11 protein-coding genes and 1 pseudogene are annotated in these 18,597 nt (G+C 42.1%); 9 read left to right on the plus strand and 3 right to left on the minus strand.

The genetic code is table 11. The features are described from left to right. Positions 1–162: 162 nt before the first annotated feature. Both OU683_RS15530 and OU683_RS15535 read left to right on the plus strand, forming a co-directional pair. Positions 163–729 (plus strand): GNAT family N-acetyltransferase, encoded by a 567-nt coding sequence (locus OU683_RS15530; protein WP_268139942.1) that lies wholly within the window; start codon positions 163–165, stop codon positions 727–729. 743 nt (positions 730–1,472) lie between these two features. Further along, entirely contained in the window at positions 1,473–1,952 is a 480-nt protein-coding gene (locus OU683_RS15535) for a hemerythrin domain-containing protein (RefSeq protein WP_268139944.1), read from the plus strand. 520 nt (positions 1,953–2,472) lie between these two features. On the opposite strand, the gene OU683_RS15540 is transcribed toward OU683_RS15535, so the two are convergent. Beyond that, entirely contained in the window at positions 2,473–3,096 is a 624-nt protein-coding gene (locus OU683_RS15540) for a DUF6448 family protein (RefSeq protein WP_268139946.1), read from the minus strand. A 338-nt stretch (positions 3,097–3,434) separates the two neighbouring features. Between OU683_RS15540 and OU683_RS15545 the strand changes: the two are divergent. Both OU683_RS15545 and OU683_RS15550 read left to right on the plus strand, forming a co-directional pair. Continuing rightward, positions 3,435–4,075 (plus strand): annotated as a pseudogene (locus tag OU683_RS15545) (DUF6064 family protein). 958 nt (positions 4,076–5,033) lie between these two features. Further along, the gene (locus OU683_RS15550; protein ID WP_268139947.1) at positions 5,034–6,209 is read left to right on the plus strand and encodes a DmpA family aminopeptidase; all 1,176 of its coding nucleotides are present in this window, start codon (positions 5,034–5,036) and stop codon (positions 6,207–6,209) included. 275 nt (positions 6,210–6,484) lie between these two features. On the opposite strand, the gene OU683_RS15555 is transcribed toward OU683_RS15550, so the two are convergent. After that, on the minus strand, positions 6,485–7,540 hold the full coding sequence (locus OU683_RS15555) for an NAD(P)-dependent alcohol dehydrogenase (RefSeq protein ID WP_268139948.1): 1,056 nt from the start codon (positions 7,538–7,540) through the stop codon (positions 6,485–6,487). A gap of 744 nt (positions 7,541–8,284) precedes the next feature. Here OU683_RS15555 and dgt point away from each other — a divergent pair. Together dgt and OU683_RS15565 are read left to right on the plus strand one after the other, a co-directional pair. Next, a complete protein-coding gene (gene dgt / locus OU683_RS15560; RefSeq protein WP_268139950.1) occupies positions 8,285–10,822 on the plus strand; it encodes a dGTP triphosphohydrolase in 2,538 nt (845 codons plus the stop codon). Positions 10,823–10,955: 133 nt separating this feature from the next. Next, entirely contained in the window at positions 10,956–12,023 is a 1,068-nt protein-coding gene (locus OU683_RS15565; protein ID WP_268139952.1) for a DUF3644 domain-containing protein, read from the plus strand. Between the two features lie 144 nt (positions 12,024–12,167). Here OU683_RS15565 and OU683_RS15570 read toward each other — a convergent pair whose 3' ends face one another. Further along, positions 12,168–12,290 carry a hypothetical protein gene (locus tag OU683_RS15570; protein WP_268139954.1) on the minus strand — a complete coding sequence of 41 codons (123 nt, stop codon included), beginning with the start codon at positions 12,288–12,290 and terminating at the stop codon, positions 12,168–12,170. Between the two features lie 191 nt (positions 12,291–12,481). Between OU683_RS15570 and OU683_RS15575 the strand changes: the two genes are divergently transcribed. The 3 genes from OU683_RS15575 to OU683_RS15585 all read left to right on the plus strand — a co-directional run bounded on the left by OU683_RS15575 (position 12,482) and on the right by OU683_RS15585 (position 18,412). Continuing rightward, positions 12,482–13,798 carry a TolC family protein gene (locus OU683_RS15575; RefSeq protein ID WP_268139956.1) on the plus strand — a complete coding sequence of 439 codons (1,317 nt, stop codon included), beginning with the start codon at positions 12,482–12,484 and terminating at the stop codon, positions 13,796–13,798. Positions 13,799–13,963: 165 nt separating this feature from the next. Then, on the plus strand, positions 13,964–15,046 hold the full coding sequence (locus tag OU683_RS15580) for an efflux RND transporter periplasmic adaptor subunit (RefSeq protein WP_268139958.1): 1,083 nt from the start codon (positions 13,964–13,966) through the stop codon (positions 15,044–15,046). A gap of 120 nt (positions 15,047–15,166) precedes the next feature. Then, positions 15,167–18,412 carry an efflux RND transporter permease subunit gene (locus OU683_RS15585; protein ID WP_268139960.1) on the plus strand — a complete coding sequence of 1,082 codons (3,246 nt, stop codon included), beginning with the start codon at positions 15,167–15,169 and terminating at the stop codon, positions 18,410–18,412. Positions 18,413–18,597 lie beyond the last annotated feature (185 nt).

Genomic DNA, 18,597 nt, shown 5'->3' on the forward strand with positions numbered 1-18,597 from the left:
CAGGGATCAGGAAAAATGGTAGAATGTAAATTCCCAATTAACCATTCCCTAATCCCCACTTCCCGGAATTCGGTGTTTGTTGCCTGCAATATACCCACCCTCATCATCAAATTTTCAAATCCTCACATCTTCGAATAAGATTAAGATTATCTTTATCTCCTTATGATCAACGAGCAATATTTTCAGGAATTTCCGGAGCTAAAGACCTCAAGGCTGTTTCTTCGGAAGCAGGAGCTAAAGGATGCGGCATCGCTGCAGCAATTGCGTTCCAATGAGGAAGTGATGAAATACATGGATTCAGATAAGCACAATGATTTAAAGACTTCTGAAGCTTTTATAGACAGGAACCTGAGAACCTATCAAAAGAAAAAGGGATTTTTCTGGGTGATCACAGCAGGTGAATCGGGAAGTTTCATGGGAGATATTATTTTACACAAGATCGACAGGACCAATGCCCGGGCCGAGGTTGGCTACACCCTTCATCCCAATTACTGGGGCCACGGCTATATGAAAGAAGCCATGCGTGCAGTGATCTCCTTTGGGTTTCATGACCTCGGGCTTCATAGCATCGAAGCCAATATCAATCCCGCCAATGAAACCTCCCGCGCCCTCCTCCTAAAAATGGGTTTTAAAAAAGAGGCTTACTTCAGGGAGAATTATTACTATAATGGGAAGTTCCTGGACAGCGAGATCTATTCTTTACTGGAGAAGGATTTTTTGAAGAAGTAAAATGTTTTCATAGCCAGGATTAAGAAAAAAGGTGCCAAAAATGTCATTTCGAACCCGCCTGCCAGACGGGCAGGGGAGCTTTTTTGCGACTGAGAAATCTTTATCTCCTGTTCTTTTTCCATTGATGAAAAAGAACCAAAAAATCTAGGCTTACGAAAATGGATCTCAATTTTTCGTTCGATGCCTAAATTTTCTGAACTCGCGGGAAAAATTTTTAGGACGATAAAGGTGCGTTTCGCTCAAACAGCAGAAAATTTAAACGTCATCTCACTTCGAATTTGACGATCAATTTTCGATAGGCCGCTTAAAATCTCGAAAATATACAGTTTGAATTGAGAATTATTCCCCGTCAGTTCGAGCCTGCCTGCCGCTAGGCAGGTGAATCCGGATCTGCGGGAGCAGGAACGGATTTGTATCGAGAACAACCATTTTGGCCCTCCTCCGCTAAAAAGCTCCGGCGGGTAAAAAATTGGTGCTTGTAAATTGGGATTTTCTAAAAATGTCATTTCGAAGGAGCTTTTTTGCGACTGAGAAAGCGCAGCTTCGACGCAGTCAAATCTCATGCTTCAACAACCCAATCCCCACTAGCGTCTACACGGAATTTTCCCTGAAAACTATAAATTAAGCTAAATCTCTACAAAAGATCCATCTGCACACGCGGCATTTGGCCAAAAATGGGTAAATTAGGACTTCAGGGAAAAACCTGATCAAAAAAACTTACCAACTAAAAAGTTTCTTACAATATGAACATCTACGAAGCCATTAGGGAAGACCATGATATACAAAGAGATCTTTGTGACAAGTTATTAAAGACTTCAGGAGAATCTAAAGAGCGTAAAGAGCTTTGGCCTAAGCTGAGAAAAGAACTGGAGGTCCATGAAGTAGCCGAAGAACGCTATTTTTATTCCCCCCTCATAGACACCGACAGTATGCAGGAAGATGCACGCCATGGAATGGCAGAGCACCATGAGATCGATGAACTTATCCAGGAACTGGAGGCCACCAAAATGGATTCTCCTCACTGGCTGGCGACCATGAAGAAATTGAGCGATAAGGTGCACCATCATTTGGAGGATGAAGAGGAGGAATTCTTTGGAAAGGCAAAAAAGGTCTACACCAAAAAAGAGAGCGAAGAACTTGCCGAAAACTATAAGAAGTCCAGGGAAGACTACAAGAAAGGCTGGCCCGAATCGATTCCCGGTTCAGGCGAGGAGGTAGAATAGGACAAACAGCTTATCAAAATGTCATTTCGAAGGAGCTTTTTTTAGCGACTGAGAAATCTTATTTCTGACTGATGATTATTGTCAAAATCAACTGACTACTAACTATTTTCACGCAAAGGCCACAAAGAAAATCTGCAAAGTCCATTAAGAAAATTCTGTTCATTGTTAGTTGATCATTGCTATTTGAAAAAGTTTCCCGCAGATCACGCAGATCTTCGCAGATCTTTTTTTTTTGACAATCTAATCCGATTAACTAATCACTATTTAACCAATCCCCAATTAACCAATTTGAAATTTGGTGTTTGTAATTTGGGATTTTTTTAAAAAATGTCATTTCGAACCCGCCTGCCGGACGGGCAGGGGAGCTTTTCTGCGACTGAGAAATCTCATGCTTTAACAACGGCCTCTGTTCTTTTTAGTCATAGCGTTCTATTTCTTCCGGAATTCGTGAATCTCCAATTTCCATTGATGAACCGGTCTTCCACTATTGAGGAATGTTTGAACATTTCCACTTAATGGCCTAGTGTACATCAACGCCGTGTGGCGGTCCTGCCTCGATTGCCTTATAAAGGGTGTGGATATAAGTAATATATTTAACATAGTTGTTTACCCAAGCTCTTCCTGCAGCAACACTGTCATTCTTATTTTCTGCTTTAGCCCTGGTCTCCTCGAACCACTTTAGTGCTTCCTTTTCTAATTTTTCACACAGCAAAACTTTGACCGGCTCAAAGTCTCCGGTTTCCAATGCTCTCTCCGCACTTTCTATGTCAGGTGGATTAGGACTGGCCGGTTTAAGGCCTTCAAAAGGCATTCCTTCTGCCGCACGGTGTAATCTAACTGCGGTTTCCATGAAGTACTTCTCCGCAAGTTGAGCTGACTTTCCTCCATTTTGGAAAACTTCAAGACTCTGCTGAAATTTTTCCCGCAACTCCTGTTCCTGATCTTCACCTACCCAAATCAGGATCTTTTCAAAATCTCCGGTCTTTAAAGCATCTTTTGCAGCAACTGCCACAGGCCCATTCTCTCTGTCACAATGAGCATAAACATCCTGCGACCCCGCAAACCAGAACATAACGATCAGCAATAAAACGAAAAAACCTTTTGCGTTGCGCTGATGTAGATTTGTACAATTAAAATTTCTCATGGCTATTATTTTTTAATTAACCCCTAAAAGGTTTTATGGACAAATCAAATTAAGAACTATCAAAACCAGGAACAATGAGATTTGTCATGAAGAAGAACGAATTAGGGGTTGGTTTCACCTTAAGTGCCGGAATATTAATTTGTCAAAAGTTTTTCCGCGACTGAAAAATCTCCAGGCCCCGAAGAAATCCTGGCCATTGGTTATTGATCCTTGTTAATTGAAAATTCGCCCCCCGTCTATCGGGTAACTCCTCATCCTCAAATTCCTTTTTCAGAAATAAATGACGTAAATTTAATAAGGAGTGTATTGACAAAGGAGTGTGATGATAATAATGGAATATGGAAACTCCGTTTACTATAGAACAATTTTTTGAAGTATTCCGGGAATATAATACTGCAGTATTGCCGGCCCAATTCGTTTTCATTGGTTTAGGCATTCTGGGGATAGTTCTTATTCATAAACAAAAAAATTACCGCAGTTATTTCATCACCGGCTTTCTCGGATTTCTCTGGTTTTGGATTGGCTTTATCTACCATTTAGGCTTCTTCACTTCCATCAACAAAGCCGCATATGGTTTCGGGATCCTGTTCATTCTCCAGGGGTTATTTTTTGTGAGAGAGATGCTTAGAAACACCCTGGAATTTCATTTGCAGAAAAACACACAGACTTACCTGGGGTACTTTTTTATTCTTTTTGGGCTGATCATTTATCCGCTGATCGGATACCTGCTCGGGGCGGAATTCAGCACGACAATTTCTATCGGATTACCCTGCCCCACCACTATACTCATGTTCGGATTCTTCATGCTAACAACAGCAAATTTCCCAGGTATCTTTTGATCATTCCCACTATCTGGGCGATAATAGGAACTTTTGCTGCAGTCAACTTCGGTGTATACCAGGATTTTGTAATGTTGATCTCTGCAATTACTGCCAATATATATTTACTTAAAGGAAGGAAGATGCCGGCTGTTGGCTAAGTCATAGCCCGTTTTTACGAAATTTGGCTAGCTGCAGTCAAATCTCTAGCTTCAAGAAAGCTCAATCTCCATTACCGTCTACCGTCCAGAGTCTCCCGACAATTTCAATTAATCAATCTCCAATCACCTATCCCTAATTAACCAAGCCCCGTCAATTCGAGTGAATCCGGACCTAAAGGCGCTACTGTACGGACATTTCAGGCTGCGAAAAAATCCTGTTATTGTTTATTGATCATTGCAAATTGAAAAAGTTTCCCGCAGATCACGCAGATCTTCGCAGAAGGACGAATCCCCAATCACCATTCTCAAATTAACCCTTTTTGGCCCTCCTCCGCTAAAAAGCTCCGGCGGGTAAAAATTTGGTGCTTGGTATTTAGGATTTTATTAAAAATGTCATTTAGAACCCGCCTGCCGGACGGGCAGGGGAGCTTTTCTGCGACTGAGAAATCTTTATCTCCTGTTCTTTTTCCATTGATGAAAAAGAACCAAAAAATCTAGGCTTACGAAAATGGATCTAAATTTTTCATTCGATGCCTAAATTTTCTGAACTCGCGGGAAAAATTTTTAGGACGATAAAGGTGCGTTTCGCTCAAACAGCAGAAAATTTAAACGTCATCTCACTTCAAATTTGACGATCAATTTTCGATAGGCCGCTTAAAATCTCGAAAATATACAGTTTGAATTGAGAATTATTCCCCGTCAGTTCGAGCCTGCCTGCCGCTAGGCATGTGAATCCGGACCTGCGGGAGCAGGAACGGATTTGTATCGAGAACAAGTATTTTGGAATTTTGTGCCTGAACATTGGAATTTCTTTTCCAATTGGGCTTCCCGTAACTCATTCAGCACAAAGTTTTTATAACTTTATCCATGACACCCGTTATAAGTTAGAATAGTAGCTAAGCCGAAGTATAATTAACTTCTAAAAGTAATTGGTATAACAGAAAAAGAAAAAAACGGCATGAAATATATAATCTCAGTATTTATAGCAATACTCTTTAGTTTACCATCTTTTGGACAGAAACCAAGAGCAAGGGATTTGGGAGTTCCCTTCGTTGGTAAACCCGGAAAATATAATGCTATTACAGATGTCAAGGGAGTTGAAGTAGGATATAGTACAATAATTACTAGTAAGGGAGAAAATATCATTGGTAAAGGACCTGTAAGGACTGGAGTTACTGCAATATTCCCTCGGGGGAAGTCAAGAAAATTTAGTCCTGTTTACGCTAATTGGTACAGTCTTAATGGTAATGGTGAAATGACAGGTACTACCTGGATAACAGAATCTGGTTTTTTGGAAACACCAGTTATGATCACCAATACCAATAGCGTGGGAGAAGTGCGGCAAGCAGTATTGAAGTGGTTTGTTGACACAGACTGGTACAGTGGAGATAAAGAGTGGTTTACTTATCCGGTAGTGGGCGAAACTTACGATGGTCTACTCAATGATATTTACGGATTTCATGTAAATGAAAAATATGTTTTAGAAGCTATTCAAAACTCCTCTAGCGGAAAAATTTCTGAAGGTAATGTTGGCGGCGGCACGGGAATGGTGACTATGGGTTTTAAAGGGGGTACGGGAACAGCATCCAGGGTGATGACGATTAGGGATTCTACCTATACCGTAGGGGTGCTGGTACAGTCTAATTTTGGATTTAAGGAAAACCTGCTCGTTGCAGGAGTCCCCGTAGGACAGGAATTAAGAGACACTTTAAATCCAAAGGTTAACAAGTCGCCTGAATCCTACAGACAAGAGGGCGACGGATCAATTATTGTAGTAGTGGCAACAGATGCTCCTTTACTACCACACCAGCTAAAACGTGTCGCCCAGCGAGTACCTTTGGGAATAGCTAAAGTTGGAGGCATCGGCGCTAATGGATCCGGAGATATATTTTTAGCCTTTTCGACAGCAAACGAACAAGCCTTTACCCGAACGAATAATGTGAGAGTGGAAACCTTGTCCAACGACCAGATCAACTGGATTTTTCAAAGCACAGTTCAGGCTGTAGAGGAAGCAATAATAAATGCAATGGTTGCCGCCAGAACAATGGAAGGTATTAACGGAAATACTGTATATGCCCTACCTCATGATCTACTGATTAATACGCTTCAAAAGTATAATCGCTTGAATAAGTAAAAGCAGAAAACAAAAAAGAAAAGCAAAGATAAGGTCTCTAAAATGTCATTTTAAAGGCGCTTCTGTACGGCCATTTCAGGCTGCGAAAAAATCCTGTTATTGTTTATTGATCATTGCAAATTGAAAAATTTTCCCACAGATCACGCAGATCTTCGCAGATCTTTTTTTTTGACAATCTAATCCGATTAACTAATCACTAATTAACCAATCCCCAATTTCCACTTTTGGAATTTGGAATTTGGTGCTTGAACCTAGTATTTGGATCTTTTTGAAGATCAATTTTCTCTTTCCAGAGATTTGGTGTCAATAACAAATCTGTATTTCACATCGCTCTTTAGCATTCTCTCATATGCAGTATTGATATCCTGCATATCAATGATTTCGACATCGCAGACAATATTGTGTTCTCCACAAAAGTCCAGCATTTCCTGGGTCTCTTTGATCCCGCCAATCAATGAACCTGCAATACTTTTTCTCTGGAAGATCAATTGTCCGCAGTGAACAGGATCAACCGGTTCTACTGCTCCCACTATTACCATGGTAGCATCTCGTTTTAATAGGCTCACATAAGGATTCACATCATGACCTACCGGAATGGTATTCATAAGGAAATCAAAGGTATTGGCGTGACTTGCCATTTGTCCTTCATCTGTTGAGATGAGCACATGGTCTGCACCCAAATCTTCGGCATCTTTTGTCTTTGAAGGAGAGGAAGTGATCATCACCACCTCGGCTCCCATGGCACTGGCAAATTTGACTCCCATGTGCCCAAGTCCACCGAGGCCGATAACTCCTACTTTATCTCCTTTCTTCACGTTCCAGTACCTTAAAGGAGAGTAGGTGGTAATCCCCGCACAGAGCAGAGGTGCGGCAGCTTTGCTGTCCAGATGTTCAGGAACATGAAGCACAAAATCCTTATCAACCACAATTTTTTGAGAATATCCTCCAAAGGTCATTCCCCCTAAATATTTGTCGGGGCCGTTATAAGTAAAGGTCGAACCTCTTTCGCAATACTGCTCCAGCCCTTCTTCACAGGAGCTACATTCCCTGCAGGAATCGACCATACAACCCACTCCTACCTTCTCACCGACTTTAAAGTCTTTAACTTTTTCACCCACCTGGACTACCCGTCCAATAATTTCATGACCGGGTACAAGAGGATATTCAGACATTCCCCAGTCATTCCTCACGAAATGAAGATCTGAATGACAGACGCCGCAGTATTCAATGTCAATAAGAACATCATTTTCATGTACCGCTCTTCTCTCGATTTCAAAGGGTTTGAGCAGTGCTCCCACTTCCTGGGCTGCAAAGGCTTTTACTTTACTCATAATCAATAAGTTAGATTTACCTAAGTTAAATAAAAGAAAGGACATCTGGACCCGGCATAGGAGCGTACTTCTAAAAAAATATTTTGTAACCTGTTCTGCCTTAAACAAATAACATGTAATGCTGCAGTCCTGTGCTGCGGCGCGAGAGTGGATTTATATTGAGGGTTAAAAATGTCATTTCGAACCCGTCTGCCGGCCGGGCAGGGGAACTTTTGCAGGACTGAGAAAGCGCAGCTTCGACGTAGTCAAATCTTCACCTTCAATAAAGCTCAATCCTCAAAAGAATCTCTGTTTATGGGTAATTGATCATTGCTAATTGAAAAGAAGCCACGGACCCGCCTGTCGGACGGGCAGGTGCACAAATAATTTTTTTACTCATACTCCACTTCTTCTCATTTTCACATTTTCATATCCACACATATTCAAATCTAATCTCGAATTTTGGCGCTTGTAATTTGGGATTTTCTCAAAATGTCATTTCGATGGAGTTTTTTAGCGACTAAGAAATCTCCAGACCGCAAGGAATTTCTGTTCACTAATTATTGATCATTGCTCGTTGAAGAGCATTGGAATTTGGTGCTTATAATTTGGAATTTCTTCCTACAAATTACGGTTTCCCGTAACTTCCTTTAACAGAATTTTAATAGATTTACGGAAGAACCAGAAATCCTGCTGTTATCCGCAAACAGATAAATAGTGACTAGATAATATTGTGGGTACAAAAAGTTACAGCTAACAAATTATATGAATAAATACAATTACATCTTAAGTGAAAAAATAGACACTCTTGTTGCAAATGGAATTACAGAATTCCATGACATTTTAAAAAATTGCGAAAGTGCTGATCCAAGAAAAGTTCAAGAATTGCTTAAGAAAAAAAATATAGAATTGATTAAAAACGGTTCTGCGGAATCCTTTTTAAATTCAAGTATTGTAGGAAACACTTATTTACCTGCCCCAGATGTAAGTTATAGCCAATGGTGGTTTGAAGAATCAACTGTAAAGTATATCGTTGATAAAATTCGAGCTAAAATAAGATTAGCAAAGGGCAATCAGGTAGTTTGCATTGGAACACCCACTCTTGCATTAAAAACATCAGAAAGTATTCCTACCATTTTATTAGATATTGATAAAGATATAATCTCAATATTTAATGATTTAAAAATGGAAAAATGTTCTGGAATCCAATATAATATTGCCACGCCATTACCAAAAGAATTGAAAAGCTCATTTGACCTCGCTTTAATTGATCCCCCTTGGTATGATAATGATTTAAGGTCTGCAATTAATAGAGCAATTGAGTCAGTGAAAATAGAATGTGAGGTTCTCTTCTCTTACCCCGGTAGGTTAACCCGGCCTGGAATTGAAGAATCAAGATCAAAACTTATAAAAGATTTGATTTCAATTGGACATGATATAATTTCAATAGAACACGACAACTTATCTTATGTAGTTCCCTTCTTTGAACAAAATGCGCTAAAAGACATCAAGGAATTTAAAACAATTCCTTGGAGAAGAGGAGATTTAATTATTTTCAAAAAGAAAACCGAAGAATTACTAGATAATCCCGGAAAAATTTCTGGGAAAATTGTCAAATCATATTCAAGAAATCCAAAAGAATTCAGAGTTTTTCTGAACAACAAAAGTTCCTTGTCCCAAGGACTGCCTCCCTCCAAAATAGAGGACTATTCAAAAAATATAAGCACTAGGGCTTCCACAACTAAACCCGACCTATGGACAACGTCAAAAATCGGACTTCAAATTAGCGACCATAAACTTATTGGAAAAATTTTAAAATTATGGGAGGGCGGTAATAGCAAAGAAGAGGTACGCAGTAAATTATTAAGACAAAATTATTCAGGAGACAAATTAAAAGCCACAATAGAAAAGCTAGAAAACTATTGTGGTTTGTGGGGCGTATATTCATCACCAGCAGTGCTAAAAACCCCGAAAGAAATAATAGACCAAAAAGAAAGTGGTCTTTCTAATTTTGCAGTTGTAAAGAATACTCGAGCAATTGAAGAAGAATCGGATGGCTTCAGACCACCATTTAGTCGAGATAGGGATCGACTTGTATGGTCTTCCGGATTAAGAAGGTTAGCAGATAAAACTCAGTTATTTCCATCTATTGAAGATGATACTGTTAGACGAAGACTTACTCATACTTTAGAGGTTCAACAGTTAGCCTTGACTATTGGAACAAGTCTAGGTCTTAATTTAGATTTAATCGAGGCTAGTGCTTTAGCTCATGATATTGGGCATACACCCTTTGGTCATGCGGGAGAACATGCAATTGATAAACTATTGAAAGAAATTCATCCAAGACTGGGGGGGTTTAACCATTATGAACACGGGCTAGATGTGCTAACCTATATAGAGTCTCCTTATGCTTCTGATCCGCAAAAAAAATTTTTTGGTCTGAATATTTCTAACGAAGTTTTAGAGGCTGTAATTAAACATACCTATTATAGGGACGGGAACCAATTTTCCTCGGAAGTCCTCATAGATAATTCAAAGCATCAAGAATTAATTCCTGGAGGCTATAGTCATTTGGAAGGACAAGCAGTTCGAATAGCAGATAAAATAAGTTATTTAATATCCGATATAGAAGACGGTTTAAGACTAGGCGCTATTACCATTTTTGACTTAATAAAATGTCAGTTATTCCATATCCCACCTTTACACTTCAATATAAAGTCATCGGAGAATGTTTTGTCTCAATTTTTAAGGCAAAGAAAATTATTAATTAAAATATTAATGGAGGATGTAATCACATCAAGTACCTTAAGAATAAGTCAAAATTCAATTAAATCTCCAGATGATTGTCGCAAAGCTGATCTTTTTATAATAGATCATTCTAAAGAAATATCCCAAGCCGTAGGAGAGATTTGGAATAATCTTCAGGAAAAAAAGTTGTTCACCAATAGGAAGGTTTTAAATTCTAATTTATTAGCTGCAAAAATTGTGTCGGAACTGGTAATATTATTCACAATTATTCCCGACTTAATAGAAATAGATTTTAAGGAAGATTATCAAAATCTTAAGGAGTCCAAATATTATAGATTTTATAAGGATAAATTAGGTGATCAAATTTCAATTAGTGCAAATATGTTGAATTTCATTCCTTTTCATCTTTTAATTGGAACGAAATATCCCGCTTATCAGGAAATAAAAGAAATACCTCTCTTTGATCTAATTAGATCTAAAGATTATGTTGCTTCACTAAGTGATTATAAAGCAAGAAAGCTACACAATATGTTATTGACAAATGAAATTCGATAAGGACTTTCAAAACATATTTAATAATATAGGTATTGTCTCTCAAGACGGAATTCTACTCTCGAAGCCTTTAACAACCGAAACTGTGCTGCAACATGATGAACTATGATTAAATCAGATAGATAAGTAAATAACAATGAAGAAAGAAGTCAAACACTTATACTGTAAAGCAGTAGATTCTTTGGTCTTGAGCCTTGAATTATTTAATAGACCAAACGATACCGCACGTGTTCATGGTGTTTTGATTATGATGGACCATTCCTTTGAAATGCTATTAAAAGCTTCAATTCTGCATAAAGGTGGCAAAATAAAGGAAAAACGCGCCACACAAACAATAGGATTTGAATTGTGTGTTAGAAAAGCATTTAGTGAAGCAGAATTGAAATTTTTAAATGAAGATGAAGTTTTGACGTTACAGTCTTTAAACGGGTTGCGGGATGCAGCACAGCATTATACTTTGGAAATATCTGAGCAACACCTTTATTTTCAAGCTCAATCTGGTTTGACCTTATTCCGTGATATTGTTAATCGAGTATTTAATATCGACTTAAAATCCAATTTACCAGTTCGAGTTCTCCCGTTATCAACAAGTCCTCCTACTGACATCCAAGCGTTTTTTACAAACGAAATTAATGATATTCGAAAGCTTCTTGGTCCGAATAAAAGAAAGGACATAGAAGCTAAGGAAAAACTACGTGCTTTAGCCATAATGGAGAATGCTGTCCAAGGCGACCACACCCAACCAACAGATCGTGAGTTAAAAAAAACTTTAAAAATTTTAGAGCAAGGCGGAAATTTTGGACAACTGTTTCCTGGCGTTTCTACTTTGAATTTTACAGCAAATGGTTATGGACCCTCGCTTGATTTAAAAATCACAAGAAAAGAAGGTGTACCTGTCCAAGTCGTTCCAGAAGGAACTCCTGGGGCACATGTAGTGGCATTGAAAAGAGTAAATGAATTAGACTACTATAATTTAGGTAGAGATCAATTGGCCAAAAAAGTAGGACTTACTGGTCCTAAGACCAGCGCAGTAATACACCACTTGAATTTAAAAGATGATCTTGAAAGTTTCAAAAGAATATCTGTTGGGAATATTCACCACGAAAGATACTCACAAAAGGCGATAGGACTACTGAAAAATGCTATTGCTCAAACGCCTATAAATGAAATTTGGGCAAACTATAGAGCGCGTTTAAGTAGGTGACCATATACTTTAAAGAACGAATATGGAACCTATGTTCAAATTTGGAATCTAAGAATATCTCCAATATCCAATAAGGATAACAATAAGAGCAATTAAATTGATACGATCCCCTTTCCCAAACCCATTCCCTCACCCCTTCTATAACTAATCCCACTCCGGCAGGTAACAAATGTTCCTGCCCACCACCTTCTCTAAGATCACTTTAGCTTCGAATTGCAGCCGCAATTCTACTTCGGCATCTTGACATATGTCATTCTTTTTCTTCAAAAAAGTGCAGACCTTTAAAGAAGCTTTAAAAGGAGGCCTATGGAATATCACAGCTTCTAAGTCACATTCTTCCCCCCTCGATCCTCCTCTCCTATTAAGATGTACTTCCGGGGAGAGTTTTAACACTTGGTAACAATGGTTACTGACCACGCCCAATTCTGAGAGTACTTTTGTACCATAAAATTTAAGAAATGAAGAAACAGCAACTTATCTTTCTACTTCCGGCAATACTTTTTTCCTGGCTACTTTCGGCCCAGGAGACAGTTACCATTGGGAAAGAAGAAGTCCAGGAACGGGTACAGGAGAATAACAGCCAGCTAAAGATCTCCCAACAGGAATTCCTGGCAGCCCGTGCCCAATACCGGCAGACCAATGCGGTATTTTTACCTAACATAAGCGCATCCCACACCGGGATGACCACCAATAATCCATTAATGGCTTTCGGGTCAAAGCTAAACCAGGAGATCGTCACCCAAAGTGATTTCGATCCGGCAAGGCTTAACGATCCCGATCGTATCGACAACTTCGCTACCAAAGTGGAAGTTCAGCAACCTCTTGTCAACCTCGACGGGATCTATCAAAGAGGCGCTGCTAAGAGCAAAATGCAGGCTACAGAATTGCAAGGCGTGCGAACCGGCGACCATATGAAACTGGAGACCAACAAAGCTTATATGCAGTTGCAGCTGTCCCATAAGGCGGTAGCAGTACTGGAGCAGGCTTTGGAAACAGCACAGGCCAATTTAAGGCTGGCAGAAAATAATTTCAAGCAGGGATACCTGCAACAGAGTGACGTGCTCGCGGTTGAAGTCCGCGTGACCGAGGTGGATAATCAGCTGCAGTACGCCAGGAGCAACGTCAAAAATGCCAGTGATTACCTCATGTTCCTAATGGGAGATTCCCTTGATGTAGTGCTGGTCCCTAGAGATTCTCTCAGCGTACAAATGGATGCCGTTACCACACCTGCCCTTCCCGGCGACCGTGCAGATATACGGGCGATGGAACTGGCTACCGAGGCCCGCAGGAAAATGTACAGGGCCGATAAAATGTCATTTTTGCCCCGGCTTAATGCCTTTGGAAGTTATGAGCTTTATGATGATGAGATCTTCCAGGGAGATGCTACCGGGTACCTCGCAGGAGTCACTTTGACATGGGACCTTTTTGACGGAAGCAAGCGCTTCGGAAAAACACAGGAATCCAAAGCTGAATTTGAAAAGTCACAACTTGAACTCGAACAACACGTACAACAGAGTAAGCTGGAATTGAACCGCGCTACCCGCGCCTTAAGGGATGCAGAGAACAAACTAAACCTTACGAGGCTGGCCCTGGAGCAATCTAAAGAAGCCCTGCGAATTCGCAATAACCGTTTTGAACAGGGACTGGAAAAAACCACAGATCTGCTAGGCGCCGAAACACAATTTTCTGAAAAACGACTGGAATATTACCAAACGGTATATGAATACAATTATGCGGTAGCGTATTTGGAATTTTTGACGAGTAGTATTGAGTGAGGAGTGAACCTTTCCGCTTTACCCCTCCCGATAGCTATCGGGACTAAAGGGAGGCGGAAAGATTTGGGACAAAAATAAAATTGAAACGTAATGCTCTTCACCCCCCTTCAGGGGGCCGGGGGGTAGAACAACAAACAAGAAACAACGAACAACAAACCATAGAAAATGAAAAAAACAATATACACAATAGCATTAGCTTCCCTGGGATTATTCGCGACGAGCTGTGGGAGCGATGATAAAAAGCAGGCGGTGAATGAAGGTCCCGTAGTACCGGTGCAGGTGGAAACACCATCGGGGACGGGAGACCGTTTTCTCACTGCCAGCGGACAAATTGAAGCGGTGAACAGCGCCACCCTTAGCACCCGAATGATGGGCTTCATCGATGACATCCACGTGAACGTGGGAGACAGGGTGAACAAAGGCCATTTACTGGTATCCATCAATAACAGCGACCTGCAGGCCAAACGTGCCCAGGTAAACGCCGGTATCACCGAAGCTGAAGCCGCCTACAACAACGCTAAAAAAGATTACGAAAGATTTAAGGCCCTTTTCGAAGAGCAGTCGGCTTCCCAAAAAGAGATGGATGACCAGACTGCCCGTTTTGAAATGGCACAGGCCAGGCTTGAAGCAGCCAAACAAATGAGAAATGAAGTGAACTCACAGTTCGCTTACGTGAACATACGTGCTCCCTTTAGCGGAGTCATCACTAACAAATTCGCCGAGGAAGGCACAATGGCCAATCCGGGTCAGCCGCTTTTAGCCGTAGAAGCTCCGGGGAATTTCGAGGTGACTGCAAGAGTTGCGGAGTCCAATATCTCAAGGATAGAAACAGGAACAAAAGTGGACGTCATTGTAAAGTCTGTTGAGCAGACTGTTCCCGGCACCGTGGCAGAAGTTAGTACTTCGGCCAGCAACACCGGCGGACAATATTTAGTAAAAATAGCTCTTGAAGATACTGAAGCAGATTTGAAGTCGGGGATGTATGCTACGGTGAGATTTCCGGTAGAGAAGCAGGAAAGTACTGCTGAAGCGGTAATGATCCCCACAGAAGCAATTGTGACCCGAGGCGACCTGAAAGGAGTTTATACCGTGAGTCAGCAGAATACAGCGATGCTGAGATGGCTGAGACTGGGAAGGACTTACGGAGACCGTGTAGAGGTACTTAGCGGACTCAACCCTGACGAGGCTTATATAGTTTCGGCAGACGGAAAATTGTTCAACGGAGCAAAAGTTAGTGTAAAGGAGTAAAGATGCGTTAAGGATTGAGGCAGTTATCCTCCCGACCGCAGGAAGGGAGATAGCGCCGAAAGCCTGACCCCACCGAAGCTTTAGCGAAGGTGGGGAAACGCCCAAAGAACCATAGAAAATATGAAAGAAGGATTAGCAGGCAAGATTGCCAAAGGCTTTATAAATTCAAAATTGACGGTGTTGCTCATGATCGTGTTCATGATTGTGGGTGTGTACGCGTCGTTTTTAATTCCCCGCGAGGAAGAGCCGCAGATCGATGTGCCCATGGCCGACATTTTTGTAGGCTACCCGGGTGCCAGCCCTACCGAGGTGGAACAGCGCATTATCAAACCCCTGGAAAAGATGGTTTCCAACATTCCGGGTGTGGAGTATGTCTACTCTACCTCCATGGAAGAACAGGGGATGTTGATCGTGCAGTTCTACGTGGGCGAGGATATCGAACGTTCCTATGTGAAGCTCTACAACGAGCTCATGAAGAATATGGACCAGTTCCCGCCAAATGTGACCCAGCCGCTGGTGAAGACCCGGGCTATTGATGATGTTCCGGTACTGGGGCTTACCCTGTGGAGCGAAAATTATGACGATTACCAGCTGCGGCAGATGGCCAATGAACTGCGCCATGAGATAGAGAAGGTAGAAGATGTTTCTATCGTGAACACCATTGGTGGCCGTGACAGGCAACTGCGCGTGGTGCTCGACAAGGACAGGATGGCTGCCAGCGGAGTGGATTTTCTCGGAGTTTCTGAAAAGATCAAGGCTTCCAACCAGCAGCTTTCCTCCGGAAGTTTTGACCGTAACGACAGCGAAATCCTGGTTAGCTCCGGAAGCTTTTTGGAATCCCCGCAGGATGTGGAGAACCTCATCGTGGGAGTGAATGACGGGCAACCGGTGTACCTGAAGCAAATTGCCACCGTACAGGACGGGCCTGAAATTTCTAAATCCTATGTGAACTTTGGATTTGGACAGGCACTAGATGCTTCGGAATATCCCGGGGAATATCCTGCGGTAACTTTATCTGTAGCAAAACGCAAGGGAGCCGACGCGATGAAGATCGCAGATGTGATCCTTGAAAAAGTAGAGCATCTGCAAACAAATCTTATCCCAGAAGATGTACATGTGGAAGTGACCCGTAACTACGGCGAGACCGCTTCTCATAAAGTGGGAGAATTATTGCTGCACCTTATTGGCGCGATCATAGCCGTAACCCTGGTAGTGATGCTGGCCATGGGATGGCGTGGCGGACTGGTGGTATTCCTTTCGGTACCTATCACCTTTGCCCTTACGCTGCTCAGCTATTACATGCTCGATTACACCCTGAACAGGATCACCCTGTTCGCACTTGTATTCGTTACCGGTATTGTGGTGGATGACTCGATCATTATTGCCGAGAACATGCACCGGCACTTTAAGATGAAACGCCTGCCCTTCAAACAGGCCGCACTATATGCCATTAACGAGGTAGGAAACCCAACTATCCTTGCGACCTTTACAGTAATTGCATCGGTGCTGCCAATGGCATTCGTAAGCGGATTGATGGGACCTTATATGAGCCCGATGCCTATTGGTGCTTCTATCGCGATGATCCTTTCTCTCTTCGTGGCACTGACCATTACTCCATACCTCGGATTTATTTTTCTTAGGGAAAAGACCAAAAAAGGAGCACCTGAAAAGCCTGAAGAGAAGATTGAAGATTCCATGATCTACCGTATCTATAAGCGCTTTGAAGAACCGCTTATCGATAATAAAAGGATCCGCTGGTCCTTCCTCGGAATTACAATTGTCCTTCTATTGGGATCTGTAGCCTTGTTCTTTACGGAAGACGTGGCAGTGAAAATGCTGCCTTTCGATAACAAGAATGAATTCCAGGTGGTCATAGACATGCCTGAAGGAACAACTTTAGAGAGAACAGCCGTGGTGACCAAAGAACTAGGTCAATACCTGAGCAATAGCGAACAGGTAGTAAACTACCAGACCTACATTGGCACCTCTGCCCCTATCACCTTCAACGGACTCGTACGTCACTATGACCTGAGAGGCGCGAGTAACACTGCCGATATCCAGGTGAACCTGTTGCCAAAAGGAGATCGTGATCTGCAGAGCCATGACATTGCGAAACTGCTGCGTCCGGATATGCAGGCGATAGGAGACAAATACGGAGCCAATATCAAGCTGGTGGAAGTTCCGCCGGGACCTCCGGTGTTGTCTACCATAGTCGCAGAAGTCTACGGACCGGATTATGAGACACAGATCGCACTTGCTGACAGTATCCAGACTATCCTTCACAACACAGCGGACGTGGTGGACATAGACTGGATGGTCGAAGCCGATCAAAAAGAGTACGAATTCGAAATAGATAAGGAAAAAGCCATGCTCAATGGCATTGCTCCCCAGCAGATCGTTTATACCCTGAACTCTGCTATGGGGGAAAGAGCCATTACGCAGCTTTATGATGAAGAAGCCACCCAAAGGGTGGGAATCGTGCTGACCCTGGATGAAGAGGAAAAATCTTCGGTGGAGGATATCATGAATATCCAGATCACTTCCCAAAGTGGTCAAATGATCCCCATTGCCGATTTGGTAACGCCAAAAGAGGTGGTAAGGGACAAGAGCATCTATCGCAAAAATCAAAAACGAGTGGTTTATGTGCTGGCCGATATGGCCGGGGAACTCGAGAGCCCTGTTTATGCTATCCTTGGAATGGAAGAAAAACTGAAGGAGATCGACATGCCTGCCGGTTATGAGATAAGTGACCTGTATATGGGTCAGCCGCAATATGAAGATGACTATACCGTGAAATGGGATGGAGAGTGGCAGATCACCCTGGAGGTGTTCCGTGACCTTGGAATCGCATTTTTGGGTGTTATTGTGATCATTTATATCCTCATCGTGGGCTGGTTCCAGAACTTTAGGGCACCAATAGTGATGATGGTAGCCATTCCGCTATCGCTGATAGGAATTGTGTTGGGTCACTGGATCATGGGCGCCTTTTTTACAGCAACTTCCTTTATTGGTATGATCGCGCTGGCCGGGATCATGGTGCGGAACTCGGTGCTGCTCATTGACTTTGTGAACCTGAGGCTGGAAGACGGAATTCCGTTGAAACAGGCGGTGATCGAAGCCGGGGCTGTAAGGACCACACCAATCCTTTTAACTGCCGGAACGGTAGTGATCGGAGCCTTTGTGATCCTCTTTGACCCAATTTTCCAGGGACTTGCCATCTCGCTAATGGGAGGAACGATCGTTTCAACCTTTCTTACGCTGTTAGTAGTGCCACTGGTGTACTACATGATCGAGAGAAAGAAGTATGAAGATAGAGAGGAAAAAACAGATGCTGTAGAAGAAAAGGAACCGGTTGAAGTGGAATAGTTGCCCGTTGCCTGTTGCCTGTTGCGGGTTGCGCTGGCAAGCACCAAGTTCCAAGCACCAAATTCCAAACTGTCACCTCGAGCCCTTCGGCTATCGCTCAGGACGAGCTCGTCGAGAGGTAAAATTTGAACCAGAAATCCCCTTCTCCCCCTTTAGGGGGTTTGGGGGGTTAAACGGGAGTTGAA

Source organism: Salinimicrobium sp. TH3 (assembly GCF_026676115.1).
GTDB lineage: Bacteria > Bacteroidota > Bacteroidia > Flavobacteriales > Flavobacteriaceae > Salinimicrobium.